We start from the raw sequence: 17640 nt of genomic DNA on the forward strand, positions 1-17640 counted from the left end.
AACGACATTCCCAGCCCCTCAGTAATCCTTTTCGAAAAAGATTCCGATGCCGCTATCGCCATCGGAACTGAGCGTTCCGCGTGCGGTCAACGCCGGGTTGATCTGAAGGTTCAGATTGATCTCGCTGTTGCCTGCGCTGTCGGCGGTGACTTCGGAATAGATGTTTTCGCTGATATACTTGCCCGCCCGCGCTTCGGTGGTGCCGTCATCGCTGGTGGTCAAATCCAGATCGTCCAGCGCCAGCCCGCGGCGCAGATTGCCGGTCAACCCGTCGCCGCCACGGCCGCTGAGCGTGTTGATGGCGGCGGCCAAACGCACCGCCTGGAGCGGTGAAATCGACGTCACGCCATGGCCGAACAACAGGTATGCCAGAACTTCGTCCTGCGGCAACTCCGGGCTGGAACTGAAACTCAGGTCGGGGCTGCTGGCGGGGCCATCAATGGTGATCGCGACATCGGTGCCGCTGGCGTCGGTATCGGCGACAAAGCGGATATAGGGATCGAAAGCGCCCTGTAGCTGGATCAACCCTTCGCTCAGCGACAACCGCTTGCCCAAGATGTCCAGCCGCCCGCGGATCAGCTCGAAGCGGCCCTGCGGGATGACATTGGCGGTGGTGCCGATCAGACGCAATCTGCCCCCCAGTTCGGCATCCAACCCGCGACCGCGAACAAATATCCGCGCCGGGGCGAGGATCGACAGGTCCAGACCATAGGCCGGTCCGGTGCTGCCGCCGTTGCCGGTTTCGATCAATCCGGCCCAACTGCGCACCCTGCGCACCTCTGCGGGTTCATTACGATGGACCAGACCGGGTAAATTGGCATAGCGCGGACCGGATGTGCTGGGCACCCGCAATTCGGTTTCCCCCAGCGTCACCGTGCCGGTGACCTGCGCGCCGCCGCTCAACGGGCCCTTCAGCACGACAGTGCCATCCACGCTGGTTTCATACAAGGTTGGGTCGGTGATCCGCAGATCGGTCAGCCGGGCGCTCAGATCGGCGGAATATCCGGGGGTTAGGGACACCGGGCCGGTCAGGGTCAGCGATCCGCCCGATGACAGGTTGGCCGCGAAATCGATCGACGCGTTCGCCCCGCTAAGCCGGATCGCGCCCTGTATCGCTTCCAGCGCCAGCCGCTGATCGGGCAGCGCGAGCCGCGCGTCGTTGATGGTGATCGCCCCCGAAAGCGCGGCCAGAGACGGTGCGCCGTCAACGCGCAGATCAATCCCGGCCTGTCCGGACAATTGCCGCGGGCGGATTTGCCGATTGGCCAACGCCAGCGGCGCGTTGCCGGTCACATCCAATGTCATGCGGGCCGCATCCTGTGCCACGCTGCCCTGGGCCGAAAGTTGGGTTCCCCCCGGTCCATTGGCGTCGGCCTCGATCTGCCAGTCGCCGCTTTGCCGAGTCGCCCGAAGGGTCGCACTGCCCGTGCCGCTGATGCCGTCGACAACCCGCGCAAGATCGGTGATCCGGGCGGTCATATCCACTGCCCCGGCATCGCTTTTCAGTGTTGCCGATCCGGTGATTTCGGCATGATCCGTGACAATCTTCAGCGCCTCAACCGCGCTGCCGTTTTCGTCGCGCCGGGCGCGGAGCGACAGTTTGCCATCACCGCTCAAGAGCGGATCAATCCGGTCTTCCGCTACGGCAAGATCTTGGGTTTCGCCAAAGATCTCAACATCGACACTGCCCGCCAGTGGCTGGATGTCCCCTTTGAGCGCAAGCATGGCGCTGCCACCCAATTTGCGACCCGCCAAACCGGTGAATCGCGACAGGTTCGCGGCTTCAATCTGCAGGTCCGGGGTCAACACGATATTCAGCCCCTGCGTCAGGCCCGACAGCCGCAGATCGCCTTTGGCGCGATAGTCCGCGCCGCTCAGGTCGATCCCGCTCAGTTGCAGCGGCGCGTCTTCCGACCAATCAAAGCCCAAACCGCCCCGCAAATCCGATCCGACAGCCTGAGCCAATGCCGGATCGCTCAATTCGATCCCTTCGGCGCTGATATCGAACCGACCGGTCACTTGCCCGATGCTGGTGCCATCGCCGCGCAGCAATCGGCCATTCCCTGTTAACCGGGCGCTGTTCAGTTGCATGTCGTCGCTGTTCAGCCCGGCAACCCGGCTGGTCAGGCGCCAGCTGTCATCGCGCTCGGCATCGAAATTCAGCGTGAAACGCGCGTCATCTATGTAGGTTTCCGGCCCAGAGAGTGGCAGCAAAACAGGCCCGCCCTGAGGCGCTGCGATCTGACCGTCAAACTGCAACAGGTCCGGCCAGCCTTCGGGCGACAGCCGCGCCTGACCCTGAAACGCGATTGCATTTGCCTGTAGCGACAGCTGATCCAATTGCACTGCGCCATCTGCCCGTCGCAAACCGTTGGCGTTCAAGCGAATGTCAGAGCCGAAAAAGCTGCGATATTCAGGGGCGAAAATCGGGGCCAGATCGCCGCCGATTTCAGCCCGAAAGGCCAGGTCGGTCGGGGCGTCAGCGCCATCGGTGGTCTCGGCCGTCGTTTCTTGTGCCACGGCCTTCACGCTTGCCGTACCGGTCAGCCGCGGCTGGCCATCGGTGGCCAGCGTCAGATCAGCGGCGAAATCTTCGATCGGTCCGGCACCGGCGACTTTCATATCGACCGCGGGGGCACCGGGCAGGGTCAGCAGATTGGCGACGATCCCATCCTTGGGCTCGCTTAGCGTCAGATCAATCGACAGGAACCGGCTGGCATTCGCAAAGCTCGCCTGCAATTCCAGCGCACTGTCCGCAACGTCCAGCCGTTCAACCGACAGTTCCGCCGATCCTTCGCCCGCTGCCAGTTGTGCCGATCCGTTCAGCGAAAGCGTCAATTCCTGCCCGATGATTGCTTGGCCCAGCACCGCTTTTTCGATCGCCAGCTTGCCCAGATTGATTGAAACCGGCAATTCCGGCAGCGCAAATCCCGGTGCTTCGGCGCTGGGGATCTGGGTTTCTGCCGGTAACGGCAGGCGGTCAAAGCGGATTTCACCTGCGGTCAGCTCGTCCACCTCAAGCGCCCCGCGCAGCAGCGCGGTGCGGCTCCAGATCAGCGACACATCCTCAAGCGTGATCCAGATGCCATCCACATCGGCGATGCTGATCCGGTCGATGGTGGCATTCGAACTCAGCGCCCCGCGAAAGCCGGTGATATCGACTTCGGCCTCCGGGCTTGACAGGTTGTCTTCCAGCAAGGCTTCGAGATAACCGCGATCGTCTGCTGCGTCCTGCGCAAGAGCGGGCAGCGGTGCAAGCAACAGCAAGGAAAAGATATATCCGCGCATCAGAAAGCCTGCCCAATCCCAATATAGATCTGCACCCCATCGCCGGTGTCGCCGCTTACAGGGGCCGCCACATCAAGCCGCAGCGGCCCGACCGTGGTGTCATAACGCAGCCCGATCCCGGCCCCGGAATGCCAGTTGCCTGATCCGTCGTAAAAGCTTTCTGCGCCGACATAACCGGTATCGCCAAAACCAACCACACTGATTTTTTCGGTCAGCTTCGCCCGTATTTCTGCTGACAGCCCGACAAAGCTGCGCCCGCCGATGCTGCCGCCGCCGACATCGACACCCAGCGATTGATAAGGCTGACCGCGCACGGTGCCGCCGCCGCCGGAATAGAACAGATAGTTTGGCGATGCTTCGGACAGGGCAGGGCCAACGACCGATCCCAGTTGCAGCCGCCCGGCCACAACCAGACGCCCCGCCGGGTCCAGACGGCGATAGATCCGGCCGTCGAATGTCGCCTGTGCCCCCGAGGCTTCACCATTCAGTCCGACAAAGGGCGTCACCCCGGCATCAAGGTAATGACCCGTTTTGGGGTTGAGCGTATCGTCGCGCCGGTCCCATTCCAACGACATCGGCAGCGCCGCAAGGGTAAAATCGCGCTGTCCGTACACATCGTCGGTTTCGCTATAGGACAGCTCGATTTCGATGCTGCCTTGCAGATGGTCGGAAAAAATCCGGGTTGCGCCAATGGCCGCACTGACCTCATCGGATTGGTAATCTGGTTCATCAAGACTTTCCAGATCGAAGCGGATATAACCCTTGGTATCCGCGCCATAGACCGCCGGTCGTTCGATCCGCGCCCCCAGCGTATAGTCGATACCGCTGTTTTGCCCTTCTATCCCGGCGATTTCCGCATCAATCCGAAGGCGTTCTGCCCCGCCCAACAGGTTGCGGTGCATCCAGAACCCCGACAGCGTCAGCCCCTCGTAAGTCGACAACTCGACCCCGGCCCCGAAACGGCGCGGCTTGTCATCGACAACAGCCACCCCGATATCCATCCGGTTGCCCGGTTTCAGCCGTTCGTCTTCGGTTACAGCCACCGATCGGAATGCGCCGGAGCGGCGCAGACGGGTGGCGACCTTCTTGAGTTCCGCTGGGGAATAGATGGTGTCGGACGGCAACCCGGCAATGCGCCGTATCCGTTCGGCCCGCACCTTGCTGTCGCCGGACAGAACCAGATCACCGAACCGGACCTGCGGCCCCGGCGCGATGGCGATCTCGGCGGCAAGTGTCTGGGCCGCGTGATCCGCCACCAAACGCTGCGCGGCGATTTTTGCCTTGGCATGCCCGATATCGCGCCAGCCATCCACCGCGTTGCGGGCTGCATCGATCACCACCTCTGCGCGGGCGCGTTCGCCACGTCGGAACCCTTCGGGCAATTGCGTGCCCGCGGCCAGAGGTGCGATTTCGGTGGTTTCGAACCGGAACGGCTTGCCCGGATCGATAAGGATTTCGATGTCGTTGATTTGTTTCGGTGGGTTCAAGGCCGGGATCAGCGCCGCTTCGCGCCCGTCGATGCGGATGCTGACGGTGCCGGAATAATATCCCAGCGCATACAGCGTTTCGACCATCCGTTGGTAATCGGCCAAAGCGGTGGAAAACAGATCCTGCGGATCGCTGACCTCTTCGCGCTGGGCTGTGCGCAACAAGGACGCCCCGCGCAACCGTTTAAGCAGCGTGTCGTTTTCCACCTCGCCGCCAAGGGTGAACGTGACATCATTCAGCGCCAACGCCGGGGCGGGGGCGGCCAAAACGGCGCAAAACAGAAGGGGGGAAATATGTCGCAACAGATTCGCAATCGCTTGGGGCAGCCAGTTGCGAACCAGAATAGGCGTTCAGCGTTGAAACCGCCATCCGTTGCCGGTGCGAAAAGTTGCGGACCGGAGAAAAAAGCGGAAAATTGCTACCCAGACTGTGAATATTGGCCCCACCGGTCGAAGGGCCCGCCCATTTGCTCGCTTTTGCCTGTTACGCATTCAGGCGGTCCATCATTGCACCTACCAGGGCCTTCAGCAACGCCCCCGTCCAACAGTCGCTTTGCCGGATTGCGGGGCTGAAATCATCAGACTCTAATAAGCGGCGCGCTGGGCCACCCTTTGGCCATCTTCCAACCCAGAAGGCGGATAAAGCACGATCGTGTCGCCGGCAGAAACCCCATTTGAAATCGCAGCCTGCAACCCGTTATTGGCCTCTATTTGTACTGTTTGAGCCTGAGCCGTGCCGCCGTCGACGGTGAACACCGCCCAATCCGTGCCCTGTCGGAATAATGCGCCCGCAGGCACGATCACGGCGTGATCCGAAGCCCAGGTGACGACTTGCGCTTCGACCCGGAAACCGTGCCCCAAGCCGGTACGCGTTTCTGGTGGGTCGGTGAAGCGGATGGTCACGCGGACCCGCTGTTCCTCGACCCCAAGCGCGGACACCTTGGTGAAGCCACGCGGCTCAATCCGCGCCACCACGCCATTCAGCGGTGCTTCGCCGCCCCATTGGTCGATGATCACCTCGTCGCCGGGTGCAATCTGTACCGCATCGGTGGACAACATTTCCGACACGACTTCGAGATCGTTTCTGATATCGCCGATTTCCACAATCGGGGTGCCAGCGGGCAGGGTGGTTTCGGATCGTTGCAGCACCTGAAGGATGCGTCCGGAAATCGGCGCGAGCAGCGAAAAGAGTTCATCTTGCTGCGTGTTGGATGCACCATTCTGGCTCAGACCATCGAAATTTTGCAGCGCGGCTTCGGCGTTATTCAGTTCCGCCACCCGCATGGATATTGCTGCCCGCGCGGTGTCCAAAGCGGCATTGGCCGCCCGTGCCGTGCGGGCGTCATTTTCCAATGCGGCTTGGCTGGCGATATCGCTGTCGAACAATTTCTGTGTCCGTGCCAGATTGGCCTCGGCCAGATCGCGGTCAGCGCGGGCCTTGTTGACTTCTGCCTGGGCCACCCGCAGCGCGGCCTCGGCGGCGGTGACGCTGCCACGGGCCTGTTCGCGTGATCGGGCATCCAACGCAGTCGGCGTGGTCGGCAACATCCGCGCCACCACGGTTTTCTGGGCTGTCACCTCGTCACCCGGTTCGACAGCCAGCCGCAACAACCGCCCGGTGATCGGGGTCGACACCGTATAGGGGTCGTGGACCTGGGTTCGGGCTTCTTCCGCGATGGTGACCCGCATCGGGCCGGTGACAACGCTGCCCAGATCGACCAGGGTCGGGCGCGGCCAGAACGCATAGGCCAGCGCCCCGACCACCAAGACCATGGCGGTCAGGCTGATAAATCGGCGCGCATATGTCTTGCCTGCCATCGGTTCACTCCCGCGTTTTCAAAGCTGCGACCAGATCGATCCGGTCCAGATCACGTTTCACCAGCCATCCCGACACCGCCGCCGACATCAGCACCGCGATCATCCCCCAGCCATAGCTTTGCGGGCTGTAAATCGCCGGTATCTGGTAAATATCGGTGCTGAACCCTTTGACCATGAGATAGGTCAAACCATATCCGGCCAAGGCCCCCAGAGGGATGGCAGCCAACGTCACCACCGCCAATTCGCCCAACAGCACAAAGCTGGTTTCGCTGCGGGTGAACCCCATTACCCGCAGGCTGGCCAGATCGCGGGCGCGTTCGGCAAAGGCGATCCTTGCCGAATTGTAAACGATGCCGAAGGTGATCACCGCCGCCACCGCCAGCATGACGAAACGCACCGATCCGGGGCCGGTATTCATGATTTCGACCAGCGCATTGCGCACATCCTGTTTCAACGATGCCCCGGCGATCCAGGGCATGCCCTTGATCTGCTCGAAAATCTGCTCGGTATAGTCTTCGTCGATGGTCAGATAGGCGCCTGACACCTGCTGCGGTTCGTTCAGCGCCCGGGTCAGGGCACCGATTTCCATGAAGGCCGGCGCCCCGGTCAGGGTCTGCGCGGTTCCGATCACCGGCAGCCGCAGAACCGGTCGGTGGCCCTGTCGGATATCGGCTTCGATCCAATCTCCGGGACCGACATGCAACACATCGGCCAGAGACTGCGAGATGATCAAGCCTTCGCGGCGCATCGCGATCTGTTCAAAATCTTTCCCAATGACCCGGTTCAGGATCGGTATTTCGGGGCGCCCTTCCAACGCGCCGCGATAGCTGTAGGTTCCGTTGCGCAACACCGCCGGGGCGACGTGGATCGGTTCGACATGATCCACCCCGGGCATCCGGCCCAGTTCCAGCAGTGCTTTGGGCGGCTGATTGGAAACGAAAAACACCGTCATGTCCGATTGGTCCATCACGGTAAAACTCAGGTCTATGGTTTCGCCGAACCCTGCCATCACGGTCAGCGTTGCAACCGACAGCGCCAACCCGGCGGCGATGCCAATCACCCCGCCCAGCATTCGCCCGGGATACCGGCTCAACCGTCGCAGTACCATGCGGCTGGGTTGATCCAGCCAGCGCTTCATCGCCCCGGCGGGATCAAAAGCGCGGGAATAATCTGGCGGGGCAGGCGGGCGCATCGCCACAGCCGGTGTCAGCCTGAAAACCCCGCGCAACACGAACAAGCTGCCAATCGAAGCGGTAAGGATAGACGTGGCAAAGCCGGTCACGAAGCTGCGCGGATCGACGGCAAAGACCAAAAAGGGAAATTTGTAATAAGCTTGATACAGCACAGCCAGGGAATTGCCCGCCGCGACGCCGGCGACAGAACCGACAATCGCCCCCAGAACCGCGATCACCAGCACCAGTTTGAGATAATGAAAGCTGACCTCCCAAGACGAATAACCGAACGCCTTGAGCAGCCCGATCTGTTCTCGTTCGGCCTGCACCATCCTTGAAATCACGATATAAAGCAGGAACGCCGCCACCCCGAGAAAAATCGGCGGAATGCTTCGCGCGGTCACCTGAAGCCCGCGGATTTCTTCGCTGACGAAACGATTTGATTGCAGGTCGATCAGCCCATAGGCCCCGGCAGCGCCGTAAGGGGCCAACAGTTGATCGGCGGCGTTGATCACCGATTGCGGATTGGTGCCACGGGTCAGCGCGATCAGCGTTTCGGAAAAGGCGCCTTGCATGTCATAGGCCGCACCCAGCGCGGCGCGGCGCATCCAGAACACCGCAAACCGCGAATCGTCGGGCACGATTTCCCCCGGCGCGGTGCTATAAAGGAATTCGGGCGATTGCGCGAAGCCGGTGATGCGGAATTGCCGTTTGGCCCCGTTCATCGTGGCGGTGATTTTGTAACCTGGTACCAGCCCCCGCGCTTTGGCGAAGCCCTCCAACAGTACGATTTCGTCGCTGTGGCCTGATTCCGGCAGACGCCCGGCTGTCAAATAGATGTCGTTCAGCCGTGGCGTGCCGAAATCAGGCAGCGACAGCGCGCGCGCGCGCACCGGCAATTCGCCCTTGGCCATGTCGATCAGCGCCGCCCCGGCAACCCGGCTTTCCACTGCGGCGACGCCGGGCAGGGCGGCCAGCCGATCCACCATCCGTTCCGGCGCCCGGGTCACCGGCGTGAACACGTCGGCCAACCGATAGCGGTCGTAATAGGTGCGGCGGGTTTCATCCAGCGTATTGACCAGCCCGGTCATCATCACCAACATCATCACGCCAAGCGCGATGACCAGCCCGATCGCCGCCGCCTGGCCTTTGATCCGCGCCAGATCGCGGATCAGCTTGCGGTTCAGCGGGCTTACCATTCGATGTCTTCCGCCCTGAGCTTGGTGTCGTTCAGCACCACCTCGCGAATGGCTCCATCGGCGAAATGGATCACCCGGTCGGCCAGTTGCGCGGTGGCAGCGGCGTGGGTGACGATGATGACGGTGGTGCCCAGCTGTTCATTCACATCTGTCAGCACTTTCAACACGGCACGCCCGGTGGTGCTGTCCAGCGCCCCGGTCGGTTCGTCGCAAAACAGCACCGTCGGCCGTTTCGCCACCGCCCGGGCAATCGCAACCCGTTGCTGCTCGCCCCCCGACATTTCCGACGGAAAATGCGTTTCGCGCCGATCCAGCCCGACCAGCGCCAGCGCGTCGGAAGCCTTCATCGGGTCGCGGGCAATTTCGGTGACCAGTTCCACGTTTTCCCGCGCATTCAGGCTTGGCATCAGATTGTAGAACTGGAACACGAACCCGACATGGTCGCGCCGGTACCGGGTCAGATCGGCATCGTTCATTGCAGACAGATCGCGGTCGCGGAAATGCGCGCTGCCCGCGCTGGGCCGGTCAAGCCCGCCAAGGATATTGAGAAGGGTGGATTTGCCACTGCCAGAGGGGCCCAGCAACACCACGAATTCGCCGGTCGGAATGGTCAGATCCACCCCGCGCAGCGCATGTACCGCAGCGGTTCCTTCGCCATAGACCTTGGTCAGGCCTTTGGCAGTGAAGGCTGGGGGTATTTTCAGAGCTTGCTCGGTCAAGGCACTACTTGGGTTAAGGTTGCCTCAGGTTAGCCGAAAAGATGCGCGGTGCCAGCTAAAATCCTGAAACGGCTGAAACGCGTGAAGCCGCTTCACGGCAGGATTTGCAGCCAGATCCAGACGGTCAGGATGCAAAGCCCGGTCGCAAGCAATACCGAAGACGCCGCAACCCTGCGCCCGACGCCGTAGGTGTTGGCGAACAGATAGGAATTGACCCCGGGTGCCATCGCCGCAGTCAGCACCGCGGAACGCAGGTCGCTGACCGACAGATCGAACGCCCGCCCCAGCACATAGACGATGCCGGGATGCAACAGCAGGCTGACCGCGATGATATAGGCGATCACCTTGCCATCACCTTCGGGTTTGTAGCGCACCAGCAGCCCGCCCAATCCGAACAAGGCGGTGGGCAGCGCGGTGCGCTTTATCAAGTCCACCGCTGCGATGACCGGTTCGGGCAGGGCGATACCACCCAGATTGACGATGAACCCCAAAACGATTCCCACCACTAGCGCATTGCGGAACATTGCAATGCCCACGGTATGCGCCACCCGCAGGGGCGACTGGCCACGGGATCGGACGATTTCCATCACCGTGATCCCGACCATATAACAGAACGGCGCGTGGATCGACACGATGGCGAAATTGCCATTCAGCGCCTCGGGCCCATAGGCGCGTTCGGTGATCGCCAGCCCCAGCAGAAGCGAATTGGAAAACAGCCCGACGAAGCCGATGGCGACGCTGTCCTCCCATGGTCGTCGGAACAGGAACCGCGCGCCCAGCATCCCCGCAGCGAAGCCAGACCCCGCGCCGATATAGAAAGACAGCATCAGCGCCGGATGGAAGTCGCGTTGCAGATCAAGCGTGGAAATGGCGGAAAAAAGCAGGAAAGGAAGGCCGAAATTCTGAGTGAATTTCATCAGCCCGTCGATATGGGAATGGGACAGAAATCCACGCCATGTGGCGAAATAACCAACCCCGATCACCAGAAAAACCGGAAGGACGATGTTGAAAAGGTCTTGCATCAATCGGGTCTTTCGCACGGACGGATGGGGCAGGACGCTCCGGCGGGAGTATCGTCAACCGGGAAAGTCCTTTTTCTTCAATTTGATAGAGAATTCTTCGGAGGGGCGATCCACTAAATGATCAACATTTGGGATGTTCCTTCTGTGTTTCTGATTTAAAGCACCGCTTCGGTGTATCGATAGGTTTACGAAAGATAAAGCATCCCGCCAAGAACTTGAATCGCAGGACTTCCCTTGTGTCTGATTTCGTGATTCATCCTGATTGGGAGGATGTATCATGTCAGCACCTTTTCCATCAGCGCTTCGGACGCGGTTTCACCGATATCTTGCGCAATGCAGGATTCTGGTTCCTATTCTAGCCGCCCTACAGTCCCGACCTCAATCCCGTAGAAATGGCATTCTCCTAGCTCAAAGCACACCTGCGCCGGATCGGCGCGGGAACCTTCACAGGCATGTTCAACGCAATCGCCGAAATCTGCTGCCTCTATTCACCCGACGAGTGCTGGAACTACTGCAATGCTGCCGGATATGTCTCAGGTTAAAGATGGGGTGCTTTAGGTTGACCGAACCGGCCCCGATACTGAAGTCCAGACCCCAATTTAAAACTTTAGATAATTTGACTGCAAGAAAATTGCAGCTTAGGGTTTGTAATTAGTTCGGAAAATCGAGCAATTTGTATGGTGTTTTGATGATTTATGCCCATTCCGTTCTTGGGGTCACCGACACCCAACATTGGGAACCGCTCTTCGATCACCTGAAGGCCGTCGCAATAACAACCCGAGAAAACGCGCGTTGCTTCGGAGCTGGATCTGTGGCCGAAACAGTCGGATGGCTGCACGATCTAGGCAAAGTGAAACTGGGATTTCAGGACAAACTTCGCGGTCATCCGAACGATATCCCTCATAGTGGCGAGGGGGCAGTCTACGCCGAGGACAATCTTGGCGGTATCGGCAAACTAATGTCCTTTTGCATTGCAGGCCATCATTCCGGTCTTCCGAATGGGTTGAATCGGTCACATGGTCGCCCGTCAAGGTCGCTACGCGAGCGGCTATTGCAAAGCGAAACAGTTCCTTTGCCTGATGGCGTTTCCTTGCCAAAATTAGAGGTGCCATCCTGTCTTGACGGGCTTTCACCCAAGTCCCGTTTCGAAATGCAATTTTTCACTCGCATGTTGTTCTCGGCGCTTGTTGACGCGGATTTTATCGAGACCGAGCGGTTTTATTCACCCAGCGTTACACGCAAGTCGGCAGCTGACCTATGATCCCGGCTCACCATTTTTTGCCTCGCGTCCCGAGCAACTGATGCGAGGCTTCGGCCAAAAAATCCCGCTCCACCACCAACTGGCCGATCTTGGAATGCAGCTTGTCGACGTCGGCGGCACTCACCTGCTCAGGGGCGGAGCCACGGCGCGTAAAGGCTGTCGACATGTTCTCTATCGCGGCGCGCTTCCACGTGCCGATCTGGGTCGGGTGCACGCCATACTTCTTGGACAATTCCGCCAGCGTCAGCTCCTCGCGGATCGCCTCAAGCGCAACCTTGGCCTTAAACTCCGGCGAATGGTTCTTTCGTTTCTTCATTACGGATCACTTCTTTCATCATGTGATCCACCTTAACGACTGGCCTGAATTCCCGCGACCACCTCTGTCTGATCAGGAAGATTCGTTGAAGCTAATGGACGATTTGTGGCTTCAGATTTGCAGGGGGGTCCTAATAGATACTGCGCTCTTGCAAGCAGCACGAGACAGTCAGGATGCGCTCTACATACGCCGGGCCAGCGGGACATTGATTTTTCCCGGAATTTACAAACTAAAGAGATCCGCGCTTGAAGGCAGGGCCGCCCGAAAAGCTTCAACTTTCCGCGCGGAATTTGAAAATCACCGTCCAATGACCTCACACTGACGGCTTGGCTTTTCCCAAATGTTGCGGTTGCAGCGAACGGCCGGTTCGACGGGCCGCAATGCAGCATCGACGACCAAGATAGACGGCGGCTTTGGGGCTGATTTTGTTGAAAAACTCTTCCTTGATTGAGACCTGAACTGCTGATTCAATTCGTCCCGTGATTCGTCCCGTGAGCGGGAGGAGTGGCGGATGTTGGGACCGAGACAGGAAGCGCAAGCGGCGCTGTTTTACGAGTTTTCTCTGGAAGACCACGTTCCTCAAGATCATCTTCTGCGTTCGATTGATCGGTTCGTCGATCTGAGCAGCATTCGGACACATTTGGCGGATTCCTACAGCCATACGGGGCGGCCATCCGTCGATCCTGAACTGCTGATCCGGATGCTATTGGTGGGCTATTGCTTTGGCATCCGGTCCGAGCGGCGGCTCTGTGAAGAGGTTCATCTGAACCTCGCGTATCGTTGGTTCTGCCGCCTCGACCTTAGCGATCGCGTTCCCGATCATTCAACGTTTTCCAAGAACCGGCATGGGCGTTTTCGCGACAGCGAACTTCTGCGACACCTGTTCGAGACGACCGTCGCCCGCTGTATCGAGGAAGGTCTCGCCAGCGGTCAGCGCATGGCAGTCGATGCCAGTCTGATCGAAGCGGATACGAACAAGCAAAACTCAACACCGAAGGAAGAATGGGATGCGTCGACCATCGATGCCGTAGATGCACCCCGCGCAGTCCGAGAGTATCTCGACACGCTCGACGAGGCAGCCTTCGGCGCGGCGAGCGATGTCCAACCCAAGTTCACCTCGCATTCCGATCCCGCCAGTCAGTGGACAGCAGCCCGCAAAGGCCCTGCATTCTTTAGCTATTCCGACAATTACCTGATCGACACGGATCACGGTGTCATCTTGGATGTGGAACCCACACGCTCCATCCGGCAAGCCGAGGTTGGATCGACAAAAAACCATGCTGACGCGGGTAAAAGACAAGTTCGGCTTGGTCCCTGACTGGATGATCGCCGACACTGCCTATGGCTCAGGCCCAATGCTTGGCTGGCTCGTAGATCGCAAGATCGATCCTTACATCCCGGTGATCGACAAGTCCGGACGCCCTGATGGCACCTGGACACGCACAGATTTCGACTGGGATGCAGAGAATAATCAATACATCTGCCCTGAGGGTCACGCGCTCAAGCAGTTCCGCCGGAATTATTCCGATCCGAACCGGGGCCCGACCGGCAAGGGCCGCGCGAAGTACCGTGCTCTGAAACTGACCTGCCAGGTTTGCCCATCCAAGCCGAAATGCTGCCCCAACGCTGACGCCAGGTCTATCACCCGTGAAGAACACGAAGATGCCCGCCAAGTTGCCAGGGATTTGGCCAAAACTGATGAATACGTTATTGCGATGAAGCTCCGAAAGAAGGTCGAAATGCTCTTCGCCCATTTGAAACGCATTCTCGGCCTCGGTCGGCTGCGATTACGTGGCCCGTGCGGTGCAAATGACGAATTTCTCCTCGCAGCAACTGCCCAAAACCTCCGCAAACTGGCCAAGATCATTCCCGCACCGCAGCAAATTCGCAAAGCCTGACAAGAAAGGCGCTTACGCCGAATTCAGAACGGATATTTCTGCGCGCGCAAACATTAGTTTTTCAACAGAATCGGCCCATGTTACCCGATGCCGCGGCGCGTCTAAATGACCGCTTTGCGTCTATGCCTATTGCGGATATTTGATCCCAGTCGCTTTTTCGGCCCAATCCCATAAGCGTTCCGCGACACCATCTTTGAGAGCGGCGGCGTCAACAATCGCAAGCCCGGGTGTTCCTGAGCGTTCTTCTGGCCCGTCAGGCCCCCAGTATTGCCCGCCCTCGACGTGCGTGTCTGTTGCCGCGACAAGTGCTGGCGCGGCTCCGTCGGCGGGCGACATCATTTTGATGCCTGCTGGAATGTCACCAAGGTTTCGGGTCAGGTCGGTCTGGCTCACGCCCGGGTGGGCGGCAAGGGAGCGAACAGAGCTGTCTTTAGCGCGCAATCTACGATCAAGCTCTAACGCGAAGACAAGATCGGCGAGTTTGCTTTGGCCATATTCGCGCCAAGGATCGTAAGGTTTTTCCAGTTGGAAATTGTCAAAGTCCAAAACTGCGCCTCGGTGTCCGATGCTGGACAGGGTCACGACGCGTGCAGCAGGCGCCGCGTTCAGCAGTTGGATAAGGTGGCCGGTGAGTGCAAAATGCGCGACAAAATTGACACCAAACTGGGTTTCAAAGCCGTCCTGCGTTGTTCCGGCGGGCGGCACCATGACGCCCGCATTGTTGATCAGGATATCCAAACGGGTGTGTGTATTGGCAATCCTGGTGGCAAAATCTTTTACAGAAGCTAGAGCGTTCAGATCGACAAGCCCGACTTCAAGCCGCGCGTCCGGTGCCTCGTCCTTTATGCGGTCTATCGCGGTCTGCACTTTAGCCTCGTTCCGGCCTGCAACGATCACTTGCGCCCCGCGCGTTGCCAATGCGCGCGCTATCTCGAAGCCAAGGCCCGTGTTGGCCCCGGTGATCAATGCCGTCTTGCCGTTCATATCCATTTTGCTTTCCGTCATCACAGGCCGAACGTCACTTTTGCATGATGTGTGTCCATATACTCCTTCATCCGTTTGATCCGTCCATCCGCAATCTCAAAGAGGAAATGATACATGTTGTTGTATTCCGAACCCGTTGCGGTCGTCGCAGTCATATGAGCCTCTGCCGCGACCTTATTCCCCTCTGCCACCATACCGGTCACAGCGAAATCGGCACCATTCGGGAACATCTCGCCGCCGCTGCCAAAAAAGCCCAGAAAAAACGCTCGGTCATGTTCACCAGCTGTTTGCAGATAAGCCTGCTTGCCTGCTATCCACCAACTGAAATCCTCTGTGATCATAGAGCTAAGCGTTTCAACATCGGACCGACGCATGGCTTCCACGAAGGCGGTAACAGTATCCTTGTTCGACATTTGGGTTCTCCTGATATTTCCTTTAGAGAAGGTGTCGATGATGGTAACAATATGCAAGAAGAGACACTTTTGGTTCCTAGGAACACAAAGGTAACTATTGCGGAAAGTAAGGGTGATCGATGGCTCAAAAATCTTTCGAAGACTACATGGAATGCCCGTTTCACCTCGCAATGAGTGTGTTGGAAGGGCGGTGGAAGTTTGCCATTCTCTACGTGTTGTCCGCGCGTGGGACGCTCCGTTTCAAGGAACTGGAACGGTCCGTGCCAGGGATTTCGACACGAATGCTTACCAAGGAACTCAAGCATCTCGAAAGCCACGGCATCGTGCGCCGCGTCCCTTACGCGACAGTCCCGCCAAAAGTCGAATATTCGCTGACAGACATCGGCATAAGCGTCTCGCCCGTGATTGACGAAATCAGTAAGTGGGGAGAGCAGTACCTAGCTTCGGTTGACCCCAGCACGTCTTGAGAAGGTGCGAGAGCAGCCTTTCGATGTATTCAGGCTAATGGCAGAAAAGTCCCGCAGTCCCGCCCTCTGTCCAACTAAATGCTGCACAACGTGTCGAATGGCTGGTTTGGTGAAGCTGCAACGCAGAATCTGGCCAGTCGCCCAAAGGCAGGTCAGGGCCGTTCGCGCCTTCGACACGAGGGGCGGGAAGCATGCGTAATTGGGGAGATGGATAAAGTGCTCGCGCACGCGGTTCTTCCTTTACTTGATGCCCGTACGGTCCTCTTTCAAAACTATCTGGAACTGGATCGACGCGTGAAGCGCGCGGCATCGCAAGACGCGGTGTGCATACGGATGATGACAGTGCCAGGTGTGGCGCCTATTGCAGCTTTGACATTCAAAGCCGCAATCGATGACCCCAATCGATTCAAAAAATCCCGCACTGTTGTCGCGCATTTTGGTCTCACGCCGCGAAGATATCAGTCAGGTGAACACGACAACCCCGGTCGAATATCGAAGGCAGGAGACCGAGACGTTCGTGCAACGCTGTATGCCGCGGCCAACGCAATGTTGATGCGAACCATGGCAGGGTCACATAGAAGAAGGAAAACGAGCTTGACCCAGACACCCAATTAGGCTCAGGACCCATTGATTTTAGCCGCGCAGCATGATTCATCGTTCGAAAAATGAGCGGTGACATGTCTGATCTCTTCTGGCTGAGCGACGCACAGATGGCGCGTCTGGAGCCCTATTTCCCGAAGTCCCACGGCAAGCCGCGTGTCCGCTGCCCGGCAGGCGATTGCGAAGCAATCTGCCGAGAGGGACGACCGGCGCGTTCTGAGTGGGATTATCTTCATAAACCGCAACGGCTTACGCTGGCGTGATGCGCCGAAAGAGTATGGTCCACATAAGACGCTATACAACCGTTGGAAGCGGTGGAGCGATAAGGGCATCTTTGCGCAGATGATGACTGGCCTGGCGGCTCAGCACGGCGAGAAGAAGACAGTGATGATCCCCTCTCATTGATTGCGACGCAATCAACTGCCGGGCAGTGGATGCGACCTGTCTGAAAGCCCATCGCACCGCGTCCAGCCTGGGCGCGAAAAAGGGGGGGGCGTGGCCGCCTGATCGGTCGCACCAAGGGCGGCATGAATACGAAGCTGCATGCCATCTGTGACAGTCAGGGGCGCCCGATCAACGTCTTCGTCTCTGCCGGACAAGTCAGCGATTACATCGGGGCGAAGGCGCTGCTCAGCAGCCTGCCGAACGTCGATTGGTTGCTCGGAGATCGCGGCTATGACGCCGATTGGTTCAGGGAAGCGTTGCAAGACAAAGGGATACGCCCCTGCATCCCCGGTCGAAAACAACGCAAGATCCCCGTCAAATATGACAAGCGCCGCTACAAACGCCGCAACCGCCCCTCTCGTGACATTACTGCGCAATGCACTGCCGGGCAGTGATCGAGATCATGTTCGGCAGGCTCAAGGACTGGCGCCGTGTCGCAACCAGATATGATAGGTGCCCCAGGGTCTTCTGCTCAGCCATAGCTCTCGCCGCAATCGTCATGTTCTGGCTATGAAACGAGAACGTGTCCTGACCCTAGGCCTGAAGAAGCAG

General features: G+C 59.0%; 13 protein-coding genes and 2 pseudogenes. 6 read left to right on the top strand and 9 right to left on the bottom strand.

Features of this window, described 5'->3' with window-relative positions:
• Window positions 1-18: 18 nt before the first annotated feature.
• From TG4357_RS14765 to TG4357_RS14790, 6 genes are all read right to left on the bottom strand, one after another.
• Complete coding sequence (locus tag TG4357_RS14765; RefSeq protein ID WP_058263672.1) at window positions 19-3288, bottom strand: translocation/assembly module TamB domain-containing protein; 3270 nt, start codon at window positions 3286-3288, stop codon at window positions 19-21.
• Window positions 3288-5078, bottom strand: a complete 1791-nt coding sequence (locus TG4357_RS14770) for an autotransporter assembly complex protein TamA (RefSeq protein ID WP_058263673.1) — start codon at window positions 5076-5078, stop codon at window positions 3288-3290. Before TG4357_RS14770 ends, TG4357_RS14765 begins: the two co-directional genes overlap by 1 nt.
• Window positions 5079-5360: 282 nt before the next feature.
• On the bottom strand, window positions 5361-6593 hold the full coding sequence (locus TG4357_RS14775; RefSeq protein WP_058263674.1) for an efflux RND transporter periplasmic adaptor subunit: 1233 nt from the start codon (window positions 6591-6593) through the stop codon (window positions 5361-5363).
• A 4-nt stretch (window positions 6594-6597) separates the two neighbouring features.
• Window positions 6598-8964, bottom strand: a complete 2367-nt coding sequence (locus tag TG4357_RS14780; RefSeq protein WP_058263675.1) for an ABC transporter permease — start codon at window positions 8962-8964, stop codon at window positions 6598-6600.
• Window positions 8958-9683 carry an ABC transporter ATP-binding protein gene (locus TG4357_RS14785; protein ID WP_058263676.1) on the bottom strand — a complete coding sequence of 242 codons (726 nt, stop codon included), beginning with the start codon at window positions 9681-9683 and terminating at the stop codon, window positions 8958-8960. The genes TG4357_RS14780 and TG4357_RS14785 overlap by 7 nt, the downstream gene beginning before the upstream one ends.
• A gap of 92 nt (window positions 9684-9775) precedes the next feature.
• A complete protein-coding gene (locus TG4357_RS14790) occupies window positions 9776-10705 on the bottom strand; it encodes an AEC family transporter (protein WP_058263677.1) in 930 nt (309 codons plus the stop codon).
• Between the two features lie 688 nt (window positions 10706-11393).
• Here TG4357_RS14790 and TG4357_RS14795 point away from each other — a divergent pair.
• The gene (locus TG4357_RS14795) at window positions 11394-11966 is read left to right on the top strand and encodes a CRISPR-associated endonuclease Cas3'' (RefSeq protein ID WP_139193561.1); all 573 of its coding nucleotides are present in this window, start codon (window positions 11394-11396) and stop codon (window positions 11964-11966) included.
• A gap of 7 nt (window positions 11967-11973) precedes the next feature.
• On the opposite strand, the gene TG4357_RS19830 is transcribed toward TG4357_RS14795, so the two are convergent.
• On the bottom strand, window positions 11974-12282 hold the full coding sequence (locus tag TG4357_RS19830) for an IS3 family transposase (RefSeq protein WP_058263679.1): 309 nt from the start codon (window positions 12280-12282) through the stop codon (window positions 11974-11976).
• 22 nt (window positions 12283-12304) lie between these two features.
• Between TG4357_RS19830 and TG4357_RS20165 the strand changes: the two genes are divergently transcribed.
• Together TG4357_RS20165 and TG4357_RS14810 are read left to right on the top strand one after the other, a co-directional pair.
• Window positions 12305-12604, top strand: a complete 300-nt coding sequence (locus tag TG4357_RS20165; RefSeq protein WP_437438296.1) for an S-4TM family putative pore-forming effector — start codon at window positions 12305-12307, stop codon at window positions 12602-12604.
• Between the two features lie 189 nt (window positions 12605-12793).
• Window positions 12794-14180, top strand: a pseudogene (locus TG4357_RS14810) (transposase).
• A 126-nt stretch (window positions 14181-14306) separates the two neighbouring features.
• Here the strand turns inward: TG4357_RS14810 and TG4357_RS14815 are convergent.
• The gene (locus TG4357_RS14815; protein ID WP_210436492.1) at window positions 14307-15170 is read right to left on the bottom strand and encodes an oxidoreductase; all 864 of its coding nucleotides are present in this window, start codon (window positions 15168-15170) and stop codon (window positions 14307-14309) included.
• Window positions 15171-15184: 14 nt separating this feature from the next.
• Window positions 15185-15577 carry a nuclear transport factor 2 family protein gene (locus tag TG4357_RS14820; RefSeq protein WP_058263682.1) on the bottom strand — a complete coding sequence of 131 codons (393 nt, stop codon included), beginning with the start codon at window positions 15575-15577 and terminating at the stop codon, window positions 15185-15187.
• A gap of 119 nt (window positions 15578-15696) precedes the next feature.
• Between TG4357_RS14820 and TG4357_RS14825 the strand changes: the two genes are divergently transcribed.
• The 3 genes and pseudogenes from TG4357_RS14825 (at window position 15697) to TG4357_RS19150 (ending at window position 17602) form a co-directional block, all read left to right on the top strand.
• A complete protein-coding gene (locus TG4357_RS14825; protein ID WP_058263683.1) occupies window positions 15697-16044 on the top strand; it encodes a winged helix-turn-helix transcriptional regulator in 348 nt (115 codons plus the stop codon).
• A 336-nt stretch (window positions 16045-16380) separates the two neighbouring features.
• Entirely contained in the window at window positions 16381-16659 is a 279-nt protein-coding gene (locus TG4357_RS19835) for a transposase (RefSeq protein WP_425329311.1), read from the top strand.
• Window positions 16660-16721: 62 nt separating this feature from the next.
• A pseudogene (locus TG4357_RS19150) lies at window positions 16722-17602 on the top strand (IS5 family transposase).
• Window positions 17603-17640 lie beyond the last annotated feature (38 nt).

The organism is Thalassovita gelatinovora, assembly GCF_001458355.1.
In the GTDB taxonomy this organism is placed as follows: domain Bacteria; phylum Pseudomonadota; class Alphaproteobacteria; order Rhodobacterales; family Rhodobacteraceae; genus Thalassobius; species Thalassobius gelatinovorus.

Excerpts from the sequence above, each read along its gene's own strand:
- TG4357_RS14790 (WP_058263677.1), bottom strand. The coding sequence starts at position 10,705 with ATGCAAGACCTTTTCAACATCGTCCTTCCGGTTTTTCTGGTGATCGGG.
- TG4357_RS14775 (WP_058263674.1), bottom strand. The coding sequence starts at position 6,593 with ATGGCAGGCAAGACATATGCGCGCCGATTTATCAGCCTGACCGCCATG.
- TG4357_RS14820 (WP_058263682.1), bottom strand. The coding sequence starts at position 15,577 with ATGTCGAACAAGGATACTGTTACCGCCTTCGTGGAAGCCATGCGTCGG.
- TG4357_RS14765 (WP_058263672.1), bottom strand. The coding sequence starts at position 3,288 with ATGCGCGGATATATCTTTTCCTTGCTGTTGCTTGCACCGCTGCCCGCT.
- TG4357_RS14825 (WP_058263683.1), top strand. The coding sequence starts at position 15,697 with ATGGCTCAAAAATCTTTCGAAGACTACATGGAATGCCCGTTTCACCTC.
- TG4357_RS19835 (WP_425329311.1), top strand. The coding sequence starts at position 16,381 with ATGACAGTGCCAGGTGTGGCGCCTATTGCAGCTTTGACATTCAAAGCC.
- TG4357_RS14780 (WP_058263675.1), bottom strand. The coding sequence starts at position 8,964 with ATGGTAAGCCCGCTGAACCGCAAGCTGATCCGCGATCTGGCGCGGATC.
- TG4357_RS19830 (WP_058263679.1), bottom strand. The coding sequence starts at position 12,282 with ATGAAGAAACGAAAGAACCATTCGCCGGAGTTTAAGGCCAAGGTTGCG.
- TG4357_RS14815 (WP_210436492.1), bottom strand. The coding sequence starts at position 15,170 with ATGGATATGAACGGCAAGACGGCATTGATCACCGGGGCCAACACGGGC.
- TG4357_RS14795 (WP_139193561.1), top strand. The coding sequence starts at position 11,394 with ATGATTTATGCCCATTCCGTTCTTGGGGTCACCGACACCCAACATTGG.